The following is a 20882-nucleotide window of genomic DNA, read 5'->3' as shown; positions in this document are numbered from 1 at the left end:
CAGGAATGGACAGCGCTATTATGCGTGTAGACAGAAAAACAGCAGGAGTTGAAAAAGGGTTATCTGTCAGCGACAGTTCATTGCCCAGGTTTAGTAAGGATGGAAAAAAATTATATTTTGGCTTATCCAGAATACGCCAACCAAAGGATACAACTATACCTGAATTCGAAACCGCCCGGCTGGATGTCTGGCACTATAACGATGATTATCTTCAGCCACAGCAGTTAAAACAATTAAGGATCGAAATGGGCCGTTCATACCAGGCAGTGCTTGTTGGTGATCAACAGAAAGTTGTTCAACTGGGCGGGCCTGATGCTGAAAATGTTTTCCTCGTGGATGAAGGGAATGCCGATTATGTTATTGCCACTTCTTCAAAAGGTAACCGTATCGAATCACAGTGGCAGGGTTATGCCAAACAAACTGCGTATGTTATATCAATTACCGACGGAGCGCGCAAAATGATAAAAGAAAAACACCGTGGGTTATTTACCGTTTCACCCCAAGGCAGATATGTTACCTGGTACGATGGCGCTGCAAAACATTATTTCGCATACAATGTAAAAACAGGTGTGACTAAGAATATTTCAAAAAAAGTAAACAGCCCTTTATTTGATGATGAAGATGACCATCCTGATGAACCACCATCCTTCGGAACTATTGGTTGGATAGAAAATGATTTGGCTTTACTTGTAAATGATCGCTATGATATATGGCAACTTGATCCCGATGATGCAAAGGCTCCGATCAATGTAACAGCCGGATTTGGCAAGAAAAACAGGATTGTTCTCAAATACGTCAGGCTCGATAGAGAGCAGCGTTTTATCAAGGCAGATGCACCTTTATTATTAGATGCTTTTAACCGGAATAACAAGTACAGCGGATTTTATACAAAAACACTGGGTAAGAATGGTGAGCCGAACCTGATGAATATCGGTGCTTATAGTTACGTCATGCCAATCAAAGCAAAACAGGCGGAAGTTTACCTGGTAGGGAGAATGACGCCGCAGGAGTCACCTAACGTCTATACAACTACGGATCTTAAATCGTTTACTAAACTCAGTGATATAAACCAGCAACAAAAAAACTATAACTGGCTCACGGCTGAGTTGATTAGATGGAAGATGTTTGACGGGAAGGAATCCGAAGGGCTTATTTACAAACCTGAAAATTTTGATCCGAAGAAAAAGTATCCGGTCATATTTTATTTCTACGAACAGGATGCCGATGGTTTATACAATTATCGGGCACCTGCACCAAGTGCGTCTACTATCAATATCCCATACTTTGTTAGTAATGGATATATTGTAATGGATCCAAACATTCATTATAAAGATGGTGAGCCCGGTGAAAGTGCATACAATTCCGTTGTGTCTGCAGCGAAACAAATGTCGAAATTTCCCTGGGTTGATTCAACCAAAATGGCTATTCAGGGCCAGAGCTGGGGAGGTTACCAGGTGGCTTATCTTGTGACCCGTACCAAAATGTTTGCGGCTGCCGGCGCAGGTGCTCCTGTCGCAAATATGACAAGTGCCTATGGTGGTATTCGCTGGGGCACTGGCATGAACCGCCAGTTTCAGTACGAACGTACCCAGACAAGAATCGGGGCGACCTTATGGCAACGCCCGGATCTTTACATAAAAAATTCGCCACTGTTTAAAGTGGATAAAATCACAACTCCTTTGATGATTATGCATAACGATGCTGATGGTTCAGTTCCATGGTACCAGGGCATTGAATTGTTTACTGCTATGAGGAGGCTTAATAAAAAAGTCTGGATGTTGCAGTATAATGGTGAAGATCATAACCTGGTAGAAAGAAGAAATCGCAAGGATCTTAGCATCCGCCTTGGTCAGTTTTTTGATCATTATCTGAAAGGAGCACCGGCAGCAAAATGGATCAGTGAAGGCGTACCTGCCATAGCAAAAGGAGTTGATTATGGCACTGAGGTTCCTGCAGAGGAAAAGAAAGCGTTTTAAGTAAGCCAGGGCTAAAATGATGATAAATTAGGGTATTCAAAAAACTGATGTTCAACTTAATTTCAATAACAAAGTCTTTTTTCGGGTTGACGCCAAAACCACTGCACAATGTAGCGATCTGTTGCATTGCCAAAAATGAAGATCATTATTTCATTGAATGGATAGAGCATCATTTACAAATTGGAGTAAGTTGTTTTTATATTTATGACAACGAATCAACAATTCCAATTGCAAACACTTTAAGTACTTACGTACAAAAGGGAATAGTAAAAGTTCAGTATTTTCCTGGTAGTAAAATGCAAATGATGGCCCATAAACATTGCCTGGCTAACTTTGGACGGGAATGTCAATGGATAGCCTTTATTGATGTCGATGAGTTTATTGTTCCTAAAATGCAAACTGGCAATCTCGTTGAGTTTTTAAATTCCTATAAAAGGTTTGGTGGGCTTGGAATACATTGGCGTGTGTTTGGTTCAAACGGACATTTGGAAAGACCTAAAGGTTCGCAAATTGAAAGTTATACCAAAAGATCACTCTTAACGGAGGGAATGAATCGCCATATTAAAAGTATAGTTCAACCAAAACACGTAAAAAGTGTTCCTAAAGACCCACATCATTTTAAGTACAAATTTGGGAAATTCTGCGTAAATGAGAATTTCCAACGCATAAATGGTGCTATGGCCGGGCATACATCAAACAAAATACAACTGAATCATTATTTTGCACGCTCCCTGGAGGAATTCAGGTTAAAGGTTGCAAGAGGCAGGGCAGACAGCGACATGCGGAGGACAATAGAAGAATTTGAAATGTTCAACGCGTTTGCTAATGAGATTACGGATGAAAATATAATTGAGCTAAAATTAATAATTAGCCAACAATCTGAAAACTCATCCGCAACCACCTAAGGTGAAAAATTTCTTTAAGCAGCATTTAAAGAAATATAACGTACCAGGGTTCGTTTTGCAATTGGTAACAATGTTTCATCTATTGGAAAACTAAGGGGTGTTTCAATAGAGTAAACCGCAGGGTGCGGGAGATTTTTGTTTTGACGCATGAGCTCCGCCTTGATGTTTTCGTAGCTGTTGACAATATTTCGCTGCCACTGATCCACAAATTCCGTTTTGATAGCGCGATATTTTTCATCATGTTTTTCGAAGATGCTGAGCCGGTATTTGTACACCCGGGTTTCGCGGGCACTGCCATCGCTTAAAAAAAAGTACCCTTCATGAATTTTGATCGGCAATATACCAACCGGGAAAACGGTTAATTTATCTTCTACAAACTCGTATATCTCGGTCCCATTGCTGATGGCCAGTTTCATCTTATCACTTGCATAATGAATGATGTCTTCGAGCTCTTTCATCAGGTCATCATCTTCAATCATTTGCTCATACAACAACTGTAATTTCTCCATCTGAATGCCGGTCAGCTTTTTGGGAAACTGCTCCTGCAGATATTTCTTGTTTTCCCGAAAGGCCACCAGGTTATTATAATGAAAAATGATATCGGAAAGTTGCGGGTAAAGTTTATTTTCATTGAAGTGATTGCTGATTTCCTGCAAATAAGCGAGGAGTGTGTACTTTTTCAGTTCAAAGTCTATGTAACCATCGGCAAACCAGGTTTCGGAGAGTGTTTTCATGGTGTATAATTGTTTAGGTTAGTAGTACAGCCAGCAGTCGGAAATCCCTATTTCTGAATTTACAAAAAAATATTTTCAATATGAAAATTAGTTTCCCGGTTTTTTTCACTTGTTTCATTTGTATTTTATTGTGTTCGTGCACTTATAAAGTCTATGTCGTAAGACATGCTGAAAAATCAACTACTCCTGCCGATAATCCGATTTTATCAGCTCCAGGTACAGAAAGGGCACTCAGCCTCCGCGAAACATTGAAAAATAAAAAAATTAAGAAAATATATTCAACCAATACGACCAGGACACAAAACACCGCTGCTCCACTGGCAGAGGTACTGCACATTAAGACCGAAATCTACCCAGCCAGGCCAGACAGCAATTTTATCAAAACACTAAAAAGTAATGCCACCAACCAGCTGGTGGTGGCACATAGCAACACAATTGATGATGTTGTGAATATGCTGGTCGGCAGTAAAGTTATCATGGATGACCTTCCTGATGCAGCCTACGACAATCTCTACGTTATCAAATTGCCTAAATCAGGCAAGGGAAATGGTCGTCTTGTCAGCCAGAAGTATGGCAAGAAAAGCCAGTCGCTTAATACGACAGCAACACCCACCATGTCTCAAAACTAAAAATCAGACACAAAATCAAAGCACAAAGTCAAAACTGAATCAAACCAACAAATAATTTCAAGTAATTAACGGAAAACATTTTTACTCAAAGTCATTGTTAAATCTAGTAGCAGAAGATTGACGTTTTTTCAAATAGTCAAATAATTCAATTCGCCAGAAGGCGTGACAGCAACATATTTACGGTCTTTCCGAATAAACTTTACCAGACAGCAATGCTGTTAATTAAAATCTAATAAGTTAAATAGCTACTACTGTTTTAATATTTAATGGTAGGTTAGAGTTGTAATTTTTTTCAGAATGATAATAAGTAGATTTCAAATATTTCTATTTCTCTTCCTGATTTTTATTACACCTTTTTTTGTTCAAAAGGCTGTTTGGATTATGAACTCCAACAAGACCAACGGCAGGATGTGGTTTAAAGGATATGCGATGGAGTTACAGAGTATTAGTTCACATGCTGTGATAATTTTCAAATCAGGCAAAGATTCTATCATTTTTAATGGTAGGTTAGAACCTGACTTGAAAGAGGGTAGTATTGTTCCTGTGAGATTTCAAGTTACAAATCCAAAAGATGCCAGAATTGACAGTTTCATGAGCCTATGGGGAGATACAATTGTATTTGCTCTTCACCCTTTTTTGGCTCTACTTGTAATTTTGTTGACCACGTTGTTCATTGAGCCTATCATTCCCAGGGAATTACGATTTTCTATTCCCAAACCTTTTTTGAGGCTTTTCGGTCGCTAAACATATGGGATTCCCGGGTGAGTTCTGCATTGCTTTTTCAAATGCTGGTTCGATTAAAGAACCAGCTAAATTGAAAAAAGATTAATACTCTCTTTGCGGATTAAAATTCTCAAGCTCTTTCGCCACTGCATTTAAGAAAGTAGCCCCGAGTGAACCATCAATAATGCGGTGATCATATGACATTGACAGGTACATCATATGACGGATAGCAATCGAATCCCCCTGGGCTGTTTCTATTACAACAGGTCTCTTTTTTATTGCACCAACCGCGAGTATAGCCACCTGGGGTTGGTTAATGATAGGAGTGCCCATCAGGCTTCCGAAAGTTCCGACGTTCGTAAAAGTGAAAGTCCCTCCGGCAGTATCATCTGGTCTCAGTTTGCCGGTCCGGGCGTTATTAGCAAGATTGTTCACCTGTTTGCTAAGTCCAACCAGGTTCAACTGATCAGCATTTTTTATAACCGGTACAATCAGGTTGCCGTTTTGCAGCGCTGTTGCCATACCAATATTGATATCTTTTTTAACGATGATCTGATCACCGTCTACACTGCTGTTAAGCCACGGATATTTTTTTATGCATCTCACGATTGCTTCAATAAAAAGAGGAGTGAACGTTATCTTGTCACCTTCTCTTTTTTCGAAATCTTTTTTTATCCTTTCTCTCCATTGTACAAGGTTTGTAACGTCAGCTTCTGTAAAGCTCGTGACATGGGCGCTTATGCGTTTGCTATCCACCATGTGTTTCGAGATGAGTTTTCTCATGCGGTCCATCTCGATGATCTCAGTGTTACCTGAGTAAATGGCAGGCGATTGCAGGTTTGATTCGGCAACTCCGCGTTCAGTAGAAAGTTCCGCCCTTTGGATGGTTTCATTGCGCCGTAATTCTGCACCCAATCCTGCACCGCCCTGCAAATCATTACGATTACCAACTGATGATAATTGAGATCCTGAACGGCGGTTATCTACAAAGGATAAGATATCTTTTTTTGTTACCCTTCCTTCATTACCTGTGCCCGGTATTTTTTCAAGCTCGGTCATACTGATCCCTTCGCTTGATGCGATATTCAACACCAGCGGCGAATAAAAACGATTCCCCGGAACCGGTGCATCCTTTCGTTGATGATCAGGGATTTTTTGCCAGTTTGATCCTGATGAAGCAGCGCCATAAGTGGCAATTTCAGGTTGATGCGATCCATTGCCTGTATCAATGCCTGTTGTCTGAGCAGCTGCACCGGCATTGCCATTGTCGCCGCCTCCATTATACTGCCCGGTATCTTCCGTGGTAGTCCTGATCTTTGCAATCACAGCACCGACGGGAACCACATCGTTCACCTGGAAAAGAATTTCTTCCAGCACACCTTCAGCAATAGAAGGTACTTCACTGTCAACTTTATCTGTTGCAATCTCAAGTACCGTTTCGTCGGCGCTTATATGTTCGCCTGGTTGTTTGTGCCACTTAAGTATAGTTGCTTCCGTGATACTTTCCCCCAGCTTAGGCATTACTAATTCAACTATGGCCATATTAAACCGTTATTTAAGTTCTGATTTATAATCCCTTCACTAACCCCGACATCTGTTCAAAGGTAATTATTTCCACATAATACCTTGAGCCTGTTAAAATAGCCCCTGATATAGTCTTTCGTAACCGGTTTATAAGATCCAGGTAGTGCTTTTTTATGAGTTGCCCCTGAAGATCCTGGTAGGGCTGTTTCTATGAGGTGCTTTGAAAGATCCAGGTAGTGCTTTTTCTATGAGTTGTCCTGCTATGCCCTCGATCAATTTTCTTCAAGTATCAGTTTACGCAGAAGATTAAGGGCATAGTTTGCAGTTAGTTCAATGTTCCGCTGACGATTGAACCGGAAATGAAACTTCTGTGTTTGTATTTTTTCCCTGGTTCCGGCTGCGGCCCAAACGGTTCCTACCGGTTTCTCTTCACTGCCACCATCGGGACCCATGATTCCGGAAACTGCTACTGCATAATCGGTTTCGAGTTCAAGTAAAGCACCTTGAACCATTTGTTTAACAGTTTCTTCACTCACCGCACCTTCAGTAATTAAGGTTTGATGATTCACTTTTAAAACCTTTTCCTTCACTTCGTTATCATAACTGACTATTCCACCTTTATAAAATAGTGAAGCTCCCGGATCTGCGGTCAGGAGGTGAGCAATATACCCACCAGTGCAACTTTCTGCAGTTGCCAGGGTTTTATTTTTTTCCTTTAAAAGTGCCGCAACCACCTGCTGAAGATTCTGATCCTTGTCTATAACAAGCCATTCATTCACCAATGTTCTTAGTTTCTCAAATTGCTGATCCAATTCATCACTCAGCTGAACTTTGTTTTCGCTGGTACCGGTCAAGCGTAACCGAACCATGCCATAGTTTGGTAAATATGCCAGTTTGATAGATGTTGGTAACCCCGATTCCCAGTCCTGGATATGTTCCGCCAGCACCGATTCGCCAACTCCTGCCGTTAGCAGCGTCCGATGAAGAATGTAGGGTGTCTTAAAATAACCTGCTAGCCCGGGTAGTACCTGGTCAGTCATCATTCCCTGCATTTCATGCGGAACACCGGGCATGGATACATAAATCTTTCCTTCCTTTTCAAACCACATTCCCGGTGCTGTACCGCGTTTGTTCTGAATGACCGTGCAGGTATCGGGTACCTCAGCCTGTTTAAGATTTCTTTCGAGTATTGGACGATTAGATAATTTTGAAAAAATTGTCTTTACATTTTGCAAAGCTTCCTCATCAATTATCATCTTCCCGTTGAAGAACTCGCATAATACCGGCTTTGTTATGTCATCAGCTGTGGGACCTAATCCACCAGTTATTAGAATTATCTGTGCATCCCTGCTTTCTTCTTCCAGCGCTTTCACAATATCTGACTTATTATCTCCAACGGCTACCCTACGTTTTAGCCAGATACCATTACTATTCAGTTCGCGTGCCATCCAGGCAGAATTTGTGTCAACCACTTGTCCGATGAGTAGTTCATCACCTATCGTAATTATTGATGCGAAAATCATAATCTGATTAAAGGAGTTTAATTTCGGGTGTAAAGTAATAATGACTGAAGTATGAAAAAAGTTTGTTTACTGTTCACCTTTTCCGTTAACTGCATACTCCTGTTGGCACAAACGGTAGGCGACAAACTTGCAAAGGCCGTTTCCGAATTAGAAAAAGATCCCCAGATGGAAGCAGCTTTGGTCAGCTTATATGTTATGGATGCTGACAATGGGAGCTTGGTATATGAGAAAAACAGTCGTTATGGAATGGCACCTGCAAGTACACAAAAGCTTTTTACCGCTGCTGCTATTCTTGAATTGCTTGGTGAGAAATTCAGATATAAAACAGCTATCAACTTATATGAGTACGCGAACGATCCTCTTAAATCGGGGATGATAGAGATCCGCGGCTCAGGCGACCCTTCGTTGGGAAGCTGGCGATACGCCGGGACAAAAAAGGAGGCTCTGCTGAAAGATTGGTCGAAAGCATTGGTTAAAGCCGGGTCGGGGCTAAAGTTGACAAGTATTTATCTGTATGATCTCCCGCCTGGTAATATGCAAACCATTCCCGATGGATATATCTGGCAGGATATGGGAAATTATTATGGTGCAGGAACATCTTTGCTAAACTGGAACGAAAATCAATATGATATCGTTTTCAGATCCGGCGCAACGGGTACACCGGCAACGATAATTGGCCTTGATACTATGCAGAAACAACTGAAATACCGGTTTTCAGTGTTTGCCGGTGCAGCCGGCAGTGGTGACAACACTTATATTTATGCAGCGCCATTTGCAAGAGAAGCCGTAGTAAATGGAACGATTCCACCAAATCAACGCAGTTTTACCATTTCAGGTTCAATGCCGGATGCCGGATATACACTCGCCCTTAGTTTACAAGATCAGGTAGCCCTTTCAGGTGGCATCATAGATCCTAAGATTCAGATTCATAGTTCAAGAGGACCTGTTAATTTAGAAAGTGCTGATCCGGTTACCAGCCCCACGATATCTTCATCACTTATTACATCTATTTCGCACAGTTCTCCAATACTTGACAGCCTCGTGTTCTGGTTCCTGAGAAAAAGCATTAACCTTTATGGTGAAGCTTTTGTTAAGACAATAGCTTATGAAAGAAAAGATGGTTACAGACTTGATAAAGGGCTTGATCACATAACAAATTTCTGGACTGAAAATGGAATACGGAAGTCTGAAATTTCTTTACTTGATGGAAGCGGACTTTCACCACAGAACCGTGTTACAACGCGGGCCCTATGCCAGGTACTTAAATACAGCGCTGGCAGGAGCTGGTTCCCCGCTTTCCAGGACGCAATTCCCACATATAACGGCATGAAAATGAAAAGTGGTTCCATCAACGGTGCCCGGGCCTTTGCAGGCTACCACAAATCAGCCAAAGGGAAAAAATACATATTTGCTATGGTCGTGAACAATTACAACGGTAATGCGGGCGAGGTAGTCAAAAAAATGTATGACGTACTTGATTTATTAAAATAATCGTTTATTTATTTATCAAACCATCTACACTGATTTTGCCAGGTCCAAGCAATAGAAGAACAATAAATCCTGCCAGGAACATCGCACCATGTTCCCCATCTCCGAAAATCTGGTAATTATGGGCGATGGAAACAACAACACACATAGCTATAATCAAGGGTATAACCACAAGCCTGGTGAACAAACCGAAGATCAGGAAAATTGAACAGAAAAATTCAGCGAAAATATCAAGGGCAAGGGACATTGTTGATCCCATTCCAAGAAAGTTGATAAAACCGGATTTCATATGTGCAAACTTAACCAGCTTATCATATCCATGTGGTAGCATCATAACGCCAAAACTTACCCTTAACAACAACATGGCAATATTAAAAGCACCCTGGGAATAACTTATTGAAAGTAGTTTCTTCATTGAAGCAGTTTTTTGTCAAAAATAATATCTTCGATCAAAAGAACGTCATATTTGAATAAGAGTTGCGGATGAAGACCAAAATACATCGGTCCCGGGTGTTAATCAGCTCCATGACAACTCATGGAAAACCCTTTAAACAGGGCGCTTTATCAGAACGAATTGTTAATTAGCACACTTATCCACAGCTGTTTGGAACGATGTTTGGTAGAGGATAAAATATTTAGAAACTTTACCGCGTTTAATTCTTACCCGGGATGATCGGAAAGAGACGCCCATAAAAATCTTTTTACATAAGGGGAATGTTTAAAGGGCGCTCAGCCGCGTGTCCTGCACTTTACGGTATCCTGCTTACCTGCCGGAATATAAGGCGGGCAGACCATGGAAAAAATAATAATGAACAGATGAAAAAAACTACAGTTCTAATATTTCTGATCGGTCTTCATGTGATTTCGTTTGCCCAGCAAACAAAATTCATTAACGACCCTCAAAAAGATCTTAAGCAGGCTAAGGATTATTATCAGAAGGAGCAGTTCAGTTTAGCTTATCCGATTTTGAAGGATCTACAACTCCGGCAAAGGGACGCGGAAAAAACAAGCCAGGCGCTCGATTACCAGGAAGTGAAATATTATACCACGGCCTGTGCCCTTCGTCAGAACGAAGAAGCAGCTGTGCAGCAGGCTAAAGATTTTATAGACCTGGAAGATAATTCAGCAAGGGTTCAGATGATGAGTTTCAATCTTGCCGAATATTATTATCGCAAACAGGATTATGCAACAGCTACGAACCTGTACGAAAAAGTGAGTCTTGATAATCTCACAAATGAAGAAATCGCCGGCATGAAATTTCATCTAGGTTATGCTTATTTCACTGCTAAAGAGTATGAAAAGGCCAGGCCTTTGTTTGATGCGATCAGGCAGCTACCAAAAGACAAAAACTATATCGACGCCAATTATTACTACGGCTTCATTTCCTTTAATGAAAGAAAATATAACGAGGCACTTACAGCATTCAGGGTGGTTGAAAATGATAAGGACTACAGCAATGTGGTGCCTTATTATATTGCCAATATACTGTACACCCAGGGTCAGAAAGATAAAGCACTTACTTATGTTGAGCAAAAAATGAAGGGTGGTGGGCAGTACTACGATACTGAATTGCGGCATTTGGTGGGGCATGCCTATTTTGAAAAAGGGCAGTTTGACAAGGCTCTCCCTTATCTTGAGGCTTTTGTAAAAAAATCCGACAAGGTTTCGAGGGAAGATCTTTATGAGTTGTCTTATTCCTATTATAAAGCCTCAAACTGGACAAAGGCAATTGAAGGATTTAAACAGCTTGGGGATAAAGATGATTCACTTTCTCAACATTCAATGTATTTACTGGGTGACGCCTATCTTAAAACAAATCAGAAAGCAAATGCAAGAAATGCGTTCCAGGTGGCAGCCTCTAACAACAGTAATGCAAAACAAAGGGAAATCGCGACTTTCAACTATGCCAAGCTTAGTTATGAACTAGGGTACCAGGATGTGGCGCTAACTGAGCTTCAGAAATTTAATGACACTTTTAAGAGTTCAGAATATGGTGATGAAGCCAGGGAATTGTTGGTAAATGTGCTGGCTAATACAAATAATTACAAGGATGCCCTAACAATGATTGAGGCAATGCCGGCGAGTTCTCAGAATGCACGCCGCCAGTACGCTAAAATCCTTTATGGCCGGGCCACAGAGATGGTGAACGATGGCATGTTGATGGCTGCCAACGATCTGCTTACAAAAGCCGAAGCCGATGTAAACAACGCTGCTTACCTGCCATTTATAAAATTCTGGAAAGGGGAAATTGCTTACCGTCTCAACAGGATCGATGACGCCATCAGGTATTATTTTGAGTATCTGAAATCCAGTGTAGTCAATGGAGAAGTTAATCCAACAAATGCAAAATATAATCTTGGTTACTGCTTCATGAAAAAGGAAAACTATCCGCAGGCACAGGGATTTTTTACGCAAATTGCCGGGAACCCGCGTATAAATTCAGCACCGCTTGAACAGGATGCCTATATAAGGAGTGCCGACTGCTACTATATGAACCGTGAATACAGTAAAGCGCTGGCCATGTACAACAAGGTGCTTGAATATTCATGGCCCGCCGGCGATTATGCTACTTTTCAAAAAGGGATGATTGCTGGTGCCGGAACTTCAAACAACAAAGAGAAGATTACCCTGATGTCTTCCATCGCCAGAAAATATCCAACCTCGCCGCTGATTTCGGATGCAAATATGGAGTTGGCTAACTACTATATGGTTAATGAGCAATATCCTGAAGCAATACCATTTCTTAAAAATGTTGTGAACGATCCAAACCCGGCTCTGAGACCAAAAGCCATGCTCAGACTTGGAATCGTTTACTATAACCAGGATAACAATGATGCCGCCCTGGAACAATACACAACCTTGCTAAAACAATATCCAAATTCACCAGAGGCCGATGCAGCCCTGGAAAACGCACGTTCTATCTATATCGAACAAGGTAAAACAAGTGAATACGTCGGTTTTGCAAGATCCATGGGTAAAAGCATTTCAGGTACCCAGGAAGATCAACTGGCATACCAGGAAGCTGAGGTACAGTTCAACAACGGCAACTTCCCTGCTGCCGCTAAAAAATTCGAAGATTATCTTGCGAAGTTCCCTGAAGGCAAATTTTCGTTGGAGGCCCTGTATTATAAAAGTGAAATATACTTTAACCAAAAAGACTGGGCAAAAGCCACAGGAGGTTATGAAATACTATCAGACAGGGTTCCGCATAAGTTCGGAGAAAAATCACTATTGAATGCAGCCAGGCTTAACTTTTTTGATGTCAAGAATTATGAAAAAGCCGAGAAATATTTTTCTAAGCTGAAAGACTTCGCGTCAAACCAGGAAAATAAGCTCGAAGCGATGCGTGGATTATTACGTAGTCAGTACCAGCTTTCAAAATGGGATGCGGCCGTAGCCAATGCAAAGGACCTGTTGAATCAGAAAGGTATTGGAACAGATGACAAGGTGCTGGCAAATATGGCTATAGCCAGGTCTTACAAAAACAATAATCAGTGTGAGCTTGCAATTACGCAGTACCGCACGATCATATCACTCAGTAAGTCTGCCTATGCGGCAGAAGCGAGATATGAAATAGCACATTGTTATTTTCTGCAAAACAAGTATCAGGATGCTGAGAAAGCCGCATTCGATGTAATTAACAAAGCCGGATCGTACGAAGACTGGATAACCAGGGCCTATGTTTTGCTCGGTGATGTGTACATGAAAACAAAAGACTATTTCAATGCAAAAGCAACATATCAGAGTGTAGTTGATAATGCAAAAATTGAAACGCTCAGGCAGGAAGCAGTGAAGAAGCTCGCAGACGCGACTGATGAGGAAAGAAAAAGCTCAAAGCTTGAGTAGAAGAAGAAGTAAAAGTAGAAGTAGTTGAAGAAAAAGAAAAAGAAGAAGGAGAAAAGGAAAGAAAAGTAGAAGAAGTAGCAAGTAGAAGAAGAAGTAGTAATAGTAGTAATAGGGAAATATTAAATAGCAAAAGCGACACAGGAGATTAATAGCAGGTAAGACAATCAGTTACCGCAGCTAAATACAAATCAATATAAAAGATTTAAGCCAAAATGAGAGTATATCCAGTCATAAGGTGTTTGTTGACCACAGCTCCCATCATTGCAACATGCCTGTCGGGTTTTGGACAGGACACAACGAAAAAGAAGTCGATCGATATTACTTCAACTTTTAAACCGGTGCTTAAGGAAGGTTCGAAAATAAATTTCAATGCTGCACCACCTGTAGCTGATACAATGAAGCCAAGGCTGGCCTATAACATACCTTCCCAGAATTTGTTATTCTCCTATGTTCCCACAGAGTTAAAGCCCGTTGCGGTTTCGGTGGATTCAATCAATGCCTGGAAATACAGTAATTACATCAAAGTCGGGGTGGGTAATGTGCATCTTCCTTATATAAAAGCGGGATTTAGTTTTGGTGATGGCCGGAATACTTTTTTCAACGTTTTTGGTGAACATTATACATCAAAAGGTGATCTGCCTTTCCAGAAAAACAGCCTGACCAGTGTGGGCGGTGCAGTCACATATAAAACACAGAATAATCATGAATGGAACGGAAGCCTTGGCTTTAAGAGTGATGATTATTTTCTCTACGGATATCAGCCAACCACGCTGCAGTTCACAAAAGATGACCTGCGTCAGCGTTTTCAAACCATAGAAGGTAAGGTTCAGTTCAGGAACACCATCCCCACAGAATTTGGTTTAACTTATAGCCCCTCGCTAAGGGTCAGCGTTTTTGCAGACAACAAAGCCCCAACAGGCTCGGAAGCAAATGCCATATTAAATATCCCCGTAACAAAAAGTTTTGGTGAAACATTTGGATTTAATCTTGGGTTCACCGCCGATCTTACCAATTACCGTAAGAAGTATAACACCTACCCTGTCAGCGCAATAAACAACATTTACATGGTTTCACCTGCAGTAACTGTGAAAACACCAAATCTGTATTTACATGGTGGCATCATCCCTTCATGGGATAAGAGCGAATTCCATATGTTGCCAAACATCATGGGTGAGCTCACAACTGAGGACCAGCGATTTACTTTGATGGCCGGATGGATCGGTTATTATAACAAGGGTTCTTATCAGCGATTTGCAGGGGTTAACCCATGGATAGATCTGAAAGTGTATGATACTGCCCAGGGTTTATTAAATGACCGCGTTTCGGAGATTTACGGTGGAATCAAAGGTTCCCTTGGTGACCACTTCACTTATTCTGGTAAAATCGGCGTCCAGCAACACCGGAACATGGCCTTATATGTAAACGACAACGTGGATGGTAAAACCTTCGATGTTATTTACGAACCAAGGGTCGATGTATTGCATTTTCATGGTGAGGTAGGATATACGGTTAGTGAAAAGCTAAGTGCAAAAGGGGGGATAACATTTAATAATTTCACCCGCCTGAAGGAAAATCCAAAAGCTTATGGATTGCTTCCGCGTGAATTAAACCTGTCAGTTAAATACCGCCTTCTCAAAGATCTTTGGCTTACCAGTGAACTCTGGTCATGGGATGGGGCTCAATACCGGAAGAAAGATGGCACACCTGAGAAAGGAGATGCTGCATTTGATCTGAACGCAGGTGCGGAATTTCGTATCACTAAAAACTTCAACCTTTGGCTCCAGATGAATAATATATTTAATAATAAATACGAACGCTGGAACCAGTATGAAGTATTTGGGTTCAATATACTGGGTGGAATAACTTATTCATTCTGATTTATCAATTACCGGTTATGATACCAGCGCTTAACAGTTATCTTCATCAGCACAAAAGTCTCAGTATCCCCGGGATTGGGACCATCTATATTGAACGTACGCCTGCCAGGTCAGACTTCACCAATAAACAGATATTACCACCAGGCTATCACTATCGCTTCGATCGGTTTTATGATACCCCCGATAAACAGTTTTTTTCATTTATAGCGAGAAAGAAAAACGTTGCTGATTATGAGGCGATGCAATGGTACAATGAATGGGCTTACGAGATCAGCGCAAAATTGAAGGCCGAATCAATAGTATTCTGGGAAGGTGTTGGCGCACTTAAAAGAAATGATTCAGGCGATGTGTTTTTCGAAACGATTGCACCAATAGATGCCTTCCTGCAACCAGTATCGGCAACGAGGATTATCCGTATCAATACCTCGCATACAATGCTGGTGGGAGATAAAGAGGTTACAAATCTCCAGATGAGCGGTTATCTGAATGATAACGACAAACAACCTGTTCATAAAACAAACTGGGCAATTTACGGGCTGCTAGTTGGACTGATACTGATAATTGTATTCTTTTTATACCTGAACCGCAACTAGTCATTTTTAACTTTTCGCATTCTTTTAATTTCGGTGACCGGTTTTTCGCCTCCGGACTTTCGTTTATATTTGTTCCCTATTTTGAATTCAGCAATAATACATTATCAGCATTGTCCTGCATGTAACAGTGCTTCCATAGGCCCGGTACTGACTGTAACGGATTACTCAGTTTCGAATGAAAAATTCGAAATCTGGGAATGTTCTTCGTGCAAATTGAGATTTACACAGGATGTTCCCGATCAAAATTCCATTGGCCGGTATTATCAGTCACCTCAGTATATCTCACATTCCAATACAAAAACCGGGATCGTAAATAAGCTATATCATCTTGTAAGAAAATTTACACTGGGTCAGAAAAAGCGATTGATCAATAATAAAACGGGTCTTCAAAAAGGTAAGTTACTTGATATCGGGGCCGGCGCAGGTACTTTTGCGGCAAATATGAAAAACGCGGGATGGTCGGTGACAGGTTTAGAACCGGATGCAACTACCCGTGCAAAAGCTATACAGAACTATGGTATTGAACTTCAACCTTCAGATCAATTGTTCCAGCTGATACCGCAGAGCTATAACGCTATAACAATGTGGCATGTACTCGAACATGTTCACAAACTGCATGATTACCTCGCAGAAGTAAAAAAATTATTAAAACCTGGCGGAGTATTATTTATCGCTGTCCCAAATTATACTTCCAACGATGCTTCGCGGTACCAGGCTACATGGGCGGCATATGATGTGCCAATCCATCTATATCATTTTTCACCCGGATCAATGAAAAAATTGCTTGACAGTCATGGGCTCAGAGTAAAATCAATACAACCTATGTGGTTCGATAGTTTTTATGTGAGCCTGTTAAGTGAAAAGAATAAAACCGGCAAACAGCAGCTTGTACACGGTTTTCTTAACGGCCTGATCTCCAACATAAAAGCGCTCACTGACAAAAACAAGTGTAGTTCACTTATTTACGTCGTGGAAAACCTTTAATATAATTATGAGTTGTGAGTGATGAGTTATGAGTGAGTTAAGAATGGTTGAGTTATGAGTGAGTTAAGAATGGTTGAGTTATGAAAATTCATTTACTCACACTTTCAAGAGACATTTAAAAACCTTTCATAATTCATAACTCATAATTCATAATTCTCTTACTGTATTCTGATTTTATAAATGACTGACCAGTTTTTGCCGGTGATAAGAATGTTGTTGGCGGCGCTGTCGTAAGCAATTCCATTCATTTCATTGCCATTTGGGTTCCGTTGCGCGGCTTCGGCAACCTGCCTGGAAAGATCAAGTCTCCCAACTACCTTACCGCTGGATGGATCAATTTTCGCGATATAGTTGGTGAACCATTCATTCGCATATATATAGCCATTTATATATTCCAATTCATTGAGTCTGGTAGTTAACGGACCGTTGTTATCATGCACGCTTAAAATATTAACCGTGGTGAGTGAATCAGGATGCAGATAATACAATTGGTTGGTACCAACACTCATGATGATATGACTTGTATCGTGGGTCAAACCCCAACCTTCAGAAGCGGGTATGGAAAATTCGCGCAGTTTTTTATAAGTTTTCGCATCATATACAAACCCTGTTTTTTCCTTATAGGTAAGCTGGTATATTTTACCCTTGAAAAAAGTGATTCCTTCACCAAAATATTTTGCTTTATCCAGGGTCACTTTTTCAGTCACCTTGCCTGTTGCCGAATCAACAACACCAAAACCGGAAGGATAGGGGCCGACACCGGCACCGTTTTCAGCCGTAGATGGTCCGGAACTTTCGTATAACTGGCCGTTGTGGAACTCAAGTCCTTCTGTAAAATAAGTGACATCATGTGGTTGGGTACCAACCAGCGAAAAAGGAAGTATGGTTGGGGCAATGCTTACCTGGGGCTCATTAGAAGTTGTTTCTTCGGGTTCGGAATTGCAGGAGGCGAATATCAATGAGAAAAAAACGAAATACTTGAATCTTTTGTGCATCATTAAACGAATTTTTTACCGGTGGGCTTCAAAACCCAATCCCTACAAAATAAAAGGAAATAAATGTGTAAAATGCGGTTGGGGGATTTTGATTTGTTAATTTTTTTTTATCACTTTACAGGCTGCACAATACTGAATATATCAATTAAGATGGCATTTTTTCATTAAAGAAGATGGCATTTTTTCAGTAAACGCACAGGTAAACGCATAGTTACATATTCCTTTACCCCACGAATACAGGCCCAAGGGCTCTATAACTCCATCCTATTAATTCCGGTTTGCTAACCTTACCTTGCGGGCAATTGCCCCTGGCAGGAAGCATTTATTTCGTGTAAAAAGCCCTAAAAAGATATTGGTTACAGGCCAATTCAAAGAATAGTGTTAACTGAGAGACTCATGATCCGATACATAGTGTTAATGGTTTTTGGTGTGATGATTAATAGTGAGTTAATGTCACAGTACACCTGTGTGTCTTCCCAATATAATCTTCGGCAACAGGAACTAAATCCTGCGCTTGTCGCCCGGCAGCAGTCAATTGCACAGTTCCTGAAACCTGCTGATAATGAATTAAAGATGCTGGGTACTCAGGACAACCCTACTGAACAAACGATCATAAACATCCCGGTAGTAGTTCATATTTTATATAATGGTTCTGCACAAAATATTTCTGAGGCCCAGATCCTTACACAGTTAGAAATTCTCAATCGCGACTTTCGTCGTAAAAATGCGGATAGCACTAATACGCCGAAACATTTTCGCACTTTTGCGGCCGATTGTAACATCATATTCACGTTGGCGAACGTTAATCCTCAAGGTTTTCCCACTACCGGAATCATCCGGAAACCAACTAATGTGACTGGCTTTTCTATGGATGATGATATTAAATTTTCATCCAGCGGAGGAGACGAGGCCTGGGATTCAGACAAATACCTGAATATTTGGGTTGGACCTATGTCTGCCGGTATTGTTGGATATTCAAGTGCGCCGGGTTCGGATAAAAGCCGGGATGGAGTAGTAATCAGATACAACGCTTTTGGCAACATAGGGACTGCAATATCACCATATAATAAGGGACGCACTGCTGTGCATGAAATAGGTCACTGGCTTGGCCTGATCCATATCTGGGGTGATCTGTTATGCGGTGATGATCTGGTAGATGACACTCCGACACAACAGAGTTATACACGTGGCTGCCCAACCGGGAATATCATTGTGAGCTGTGGAAATTCTCCTAACGGTAATATGTATATGAATTACATGGATCTTACCGAAGACGCCTGTACAAATTTGTTTACCAAAGGCCAGAAACAACGTATGCGCACTTTGTTTAACGACGGTGGACCCCGCCATGCTTTATTGAGTTCCACAGCCAGCTCTGGCCCGGGAATTCCACCGCCGGTTGATATTCCAGTTGATCCGGCTGATGATAAAATAGTGAGGGTTTTTCCAAACCCCGCCAAATCAAGTGTAACGGTCGACTTTGGGGGTGATGAAACACTGCTTGGAAAATATGTTTCAGTATTCAACCAGTACGGGCAAATACTGTTCTATAAAGTGATCACAACAAACCGCATGACGGTAAATATCAGTGCATTCGCAACCGGAGTATATTTTGTGAAGGTTGGGGATGATAAAACGACGATCCGGGTTTTGAAAACAAATCACTAACAGAGTTATGAATTATGAGTGATGAGTTATGAGTGAGTGGTGAGTGGTAAGTTGTGAGTGGTGAGTGGTGAGTGTCAACTAAGCATCATTTTGGCGATTGTTTCGCCGGTTACCGGGGTTAAGGCCACACCCATTCCACTCATACGAACTGAACAGAACACACTTGGTTCAATTTCCTTAACGATGGGAAGTTTTTCTTTGCCCATAGCCATTATGCCGCTCCAGCGGTCCGAGATCGAAAATGGGGTGGAGGGGATAATATATTTTTCTAAAAATTGTTCCAGTGCAGCCTGAATGTTGGAAGTTGTTTCCATTGTGCCTGAAGTTTCGCCGTCGAAATCTTCGTTTCTTGCCCCACCGAGAAGAATTCTGTTACCATGATTCCTGAAATAATAAAACCCCTCGTCTGCATGAAAGGTTCCCCTGAATTTCAGGTTGGTTATTTCATTGGTCAATAATACCTGTCCTCTTGCCTGTACTATATCAATACCTGGTAGAAGCGACCCGGCGAACGCGTTGGTGCAAACAAGCAGGTTGGAAGCTGAAAACTCGTAAGGCTTGTTTGTATGCAGGATGACACGACCGCCTGATTTCGTGTATCCATTGACGTTAATTCCATTGAGGATAGTGACACCGGCCGCCTGAACACACCGGGTAAGAACCTGGCAAAGCTTGCCTGGATGCAGATAACCTTCCAGTGGATTTTCAATGAGATGATCGACATTGCCAAAACCAAATTCGTTTATTTTGTCATCTGAAAAGCTGAATGTTGAATGAGTTGGAACAACCGAGGCGAGCAACTGGTTGATAAGCTTCATGCCATCATGTAATGATCTCCCGGCGGTCACTTTTTTGTCAGTGACCAGTTCGTAACCCCCGCAAAGAGAAAAACCAGTTTCAGCGGGATTGAAAGTTTTCATGATCTGTTGTAATCCCTGGTATCTCATGCCGACCAGCTGAAGCATTTTGTCTGCACCCATTAATTCGACATCATGCAATAATTCGGTAAGGCTGCCGAAGCAGGCAAAACCGGCATTGCGCGTACTCGCCCCTGATGGGATAAGTCCTCTTTCAATAATGGTTATGGAAAGCGATGGTTTTATTTTTTTTAAATGAAAAGCTGACCATAAACCTGACAGTCCTGCACCGATAATGATGATATCCCGGTTCGAGGAGAAGCATTCCTTTTCCCAGATCGACAACGACTTAGAGTATTCGGTCATTGGGCAAAAATAGGTAATCTAGTTATGAGTTATGAGTGATGAGTGATGAGTTATGAGTGAGTGGTGAGTGGTGAGTGGTGAGTGGTGAGTTGTGAGTGGTGAGTGTGAGTGTGAGTGGTGAGTTGTGAGTGGTGAGTGTGAGTTTTGTTGTGAGTGAGAAGGTTCGACAACTGTGATGGGGGTTGATTTCGCAT

Annotated in this window: 15 protein-coding genes; 9 read left to right on the top strand and 6 right to left on the bottom strand. The window is 41.4% G+C overall.

The features are described 5' to 3' along the window. Both VK664_RS08415 and VK664_RS08410 read left to right on the top strand, forming a co-directional pair. The coding region (locus VK664_RS08415; RefSeq protein ID WP_461398196.1) for an alpha/beta hydrolase family protein at nt 1-1976 on the top strand (1976 nt) is incomplete at its 5' end. 47 nt (nt 1977-2023) lie between these two features. Further along, on the top strand, nt 2024-2881 hold the full coding sequence (locus tag VK664_RS08410; RefSeq protein ID WP_461398195.1) for a glycosyltransferase family 92 protein: 858 nt from the start codon (nt 2024-2026) through the stop codon (nt 2879-2881). Nucleotides 2882-2895: 14 nt separating this feature from the next. Here the strand turns inward: VK664_RS08410 and VK664_RS08405 are convergent, their stop codons facing one another. Next, nucleotides 2896-3615 (bottom strand): hypothetical protein, encoded by a 720-nt coding sequence (locus VK664_RS08405; RefSeq protein WP_461398194.1) that lies wholly within the window; start codon nt 3613-3615, stop codon nt 2896-2898. An 80-nt stretch (nt 3616-3695) separates the two neighbouring features. Between VK664_RS08405 and VK664_RS08400 the strand changes: the two genes are divergently transcribed. Further along, nucleotides 3696-4244 (top strand): SixA phosphatase family protein, encoded by a 549-nt coding sequence (locus tag VK664_RS08400; protein WP_461398193.1) that lies wholly within the window; start codon nt 3696-3698, stop codon nt 4242-4244. Between the two features lie 825 nt (nt 4245-5069). Here the strand turns inward: VK664_RS08400 and VK664_RS08395 are convergent. Continuing rightward, nucleotides 5070-6509, bottom strand: a complete 1440-nt coding sequence (locus VK664_RS08395; protein WP_461398192.1) for a dihydrolipoamide acetyltransferase family protein — start codon at nt 6507-6509, stop codon at nt 5070-5072. A gap of 254 nt (nt 6510-6763) precedes the next feature. Next, a complete protein-coding gene (locus VK664_RS08390; RefSeq protein WP_461398191.1) occupies nt 6764-8014 on the bottom strand; it encodes a competence/damage-inducible protein A in 1251 nt (416 codons plus the stop codon). Nucleotides 8015-8065: 51 nt separating this feature from the next. Here VK664_RS08390 and dacB point away from each other — a divergent pair, with 51 nt between their 5' ends. Beyond that, nucleotides 8066-9505 carry a D-alanyl-D-alanine carboxypeptidase/D-alanyl-D-alanine endopeptidase gene (gene dacB, locus VK664_RS08385; protein WP_461398190.1) on the top strand — a complete coding sequence of 480 codons (1440 nt, stop codon included), beginning with the start codon at nt 8066-8068 and terminating at the stop codon, nt 9503-9505. Between the two features lie 4 nt (nt 9506-9509). On the opposite strand, the gene VK664_RS08380 is transcribed toward dacB, so the two are convergent. After that, a complete protein-coding gene (locus VK664_RS08380; protein WP_461398189.1) occupies nt 9510-9917 on the bottom strand; it encodes a DoxX family protein in 408 nt (135 codons plus the stop codon). Between the two features lie 401 nt (nt 9918-10318). Between VK664_RS08380 and VK664_RS08375 the strand changes: the two genes are divergently transcribed. The 4 genes from VK664_RS08375 to VK664_RS08360 all read left to right on the top strand — a co-directional run bounded on the left by VK664_RS08375 (nt 10319) and on the right by VK664_RS08360 (nt 16802). Beyond that, nucleotides 10319-13348: a tetratricopeptide repeat protein gene (locus tag VK664_RS08375; RefSeq protein ID WP_461398188.1), complete on the top strand. Its 3030-nt coding sequence runs from the start codon at nt 10319-10321 to the stop codon at nt 13346-13348. Nucleotides 13349-13560: 212 nt separating this feature from the next. After that, on the top strand, nt 13561-15225 hold the full coding sequence (locus VK664_RS08370; RefSeq protein ID WP_461398187.1) for a hypothetical protein: 1665 nt from the start codon (nt 13561-13563) through the stop codon (nt 15223-15225). A 17-nt stretch (nt 15226-15242) separates the two neighbouring features. Beyond that, nucleotides 15243-15818, top strand: a complete 576-nt coding sequence (locus tag VK664_RS08365; protein WP_461398186.1) for a hypothetical protein — start codon at nt 15243-15245, stop codon at nt 15816-15818. 81 nt (nt 15819-15899) lie between these two features. Next, nucleotides 15900-16802 (top strand): class I SAM-dependent methyltransferase, encoded by a 903-nt coding sequence (locus tag VK664_RS08360; RefSeq protein WP_461398185.1) that lies wholly within the window; start codon nt 15900-15902, stop codon nt 16800-16802. A 158-nt stretch (nt 16803-16960) separates the two neighbouring features. On the opposite strand, the gene VK664_RS08355 is transcribed toward VK664_RS08360, so the two are convergent. Continuing rightward, nucleotides 16961-17800: a glutaminyl-peptide cyclotransferase gene (locus tag VK664_RS08355; protein WP_461398184.1), complete on the bottom strand. Its 840-nt coding sequence runs from the start codon at nt 17798-17800 to the stop codon at nt 16961-16963. Nucleotides 17801-18193: 393 nt separating this feature from the next. On the opposite strand from VK664_RS08355, the gene VK664_RS08350 reads away from it, so the two are divergent. Beyond that, nucleotides 18194-19465, top strand: a complete 1272-nt coding sequence (locus tag VK664_RS08350) for a M43 family zinc metalloprotease (RefSeq protein ID WP_461398183.1) — start codon at nt 18194-18196, stop codon at nt 19463-19465. A 74-nt stretch (nt 19466-19539) separates the two neighbouring features. Here the strand turns inward: VK664_RS08350 and VK664_RS08345 are convergent, their stop codons facing one another. Continuing rightward, nucleotides 19540-20688: an NAD(P)/FAD-dependent oxidoreductase gene (locus tag VK664_RS08345; RefSeq protein WP_461398182.1), complete on the bottom strand. Its 1149-nt coding sequence runs from the start codon at nt 20686-20688 to the stop codon at nt 19540-19542. Nucleotides 20689-20882 lie beyond the last annotated feature (194 nt).

The organism is Flavitalea sp., assembly GCF_035489435.1.
Taxonomy (GTDB): Bacteria; Bacteroidota; Bacteroidia; order Chitinophagales; family Chitinophagaceae; genus DATHKG01.
This window is presented reverse-complemented; position numbering and strand designations above follow the sequence as displayed.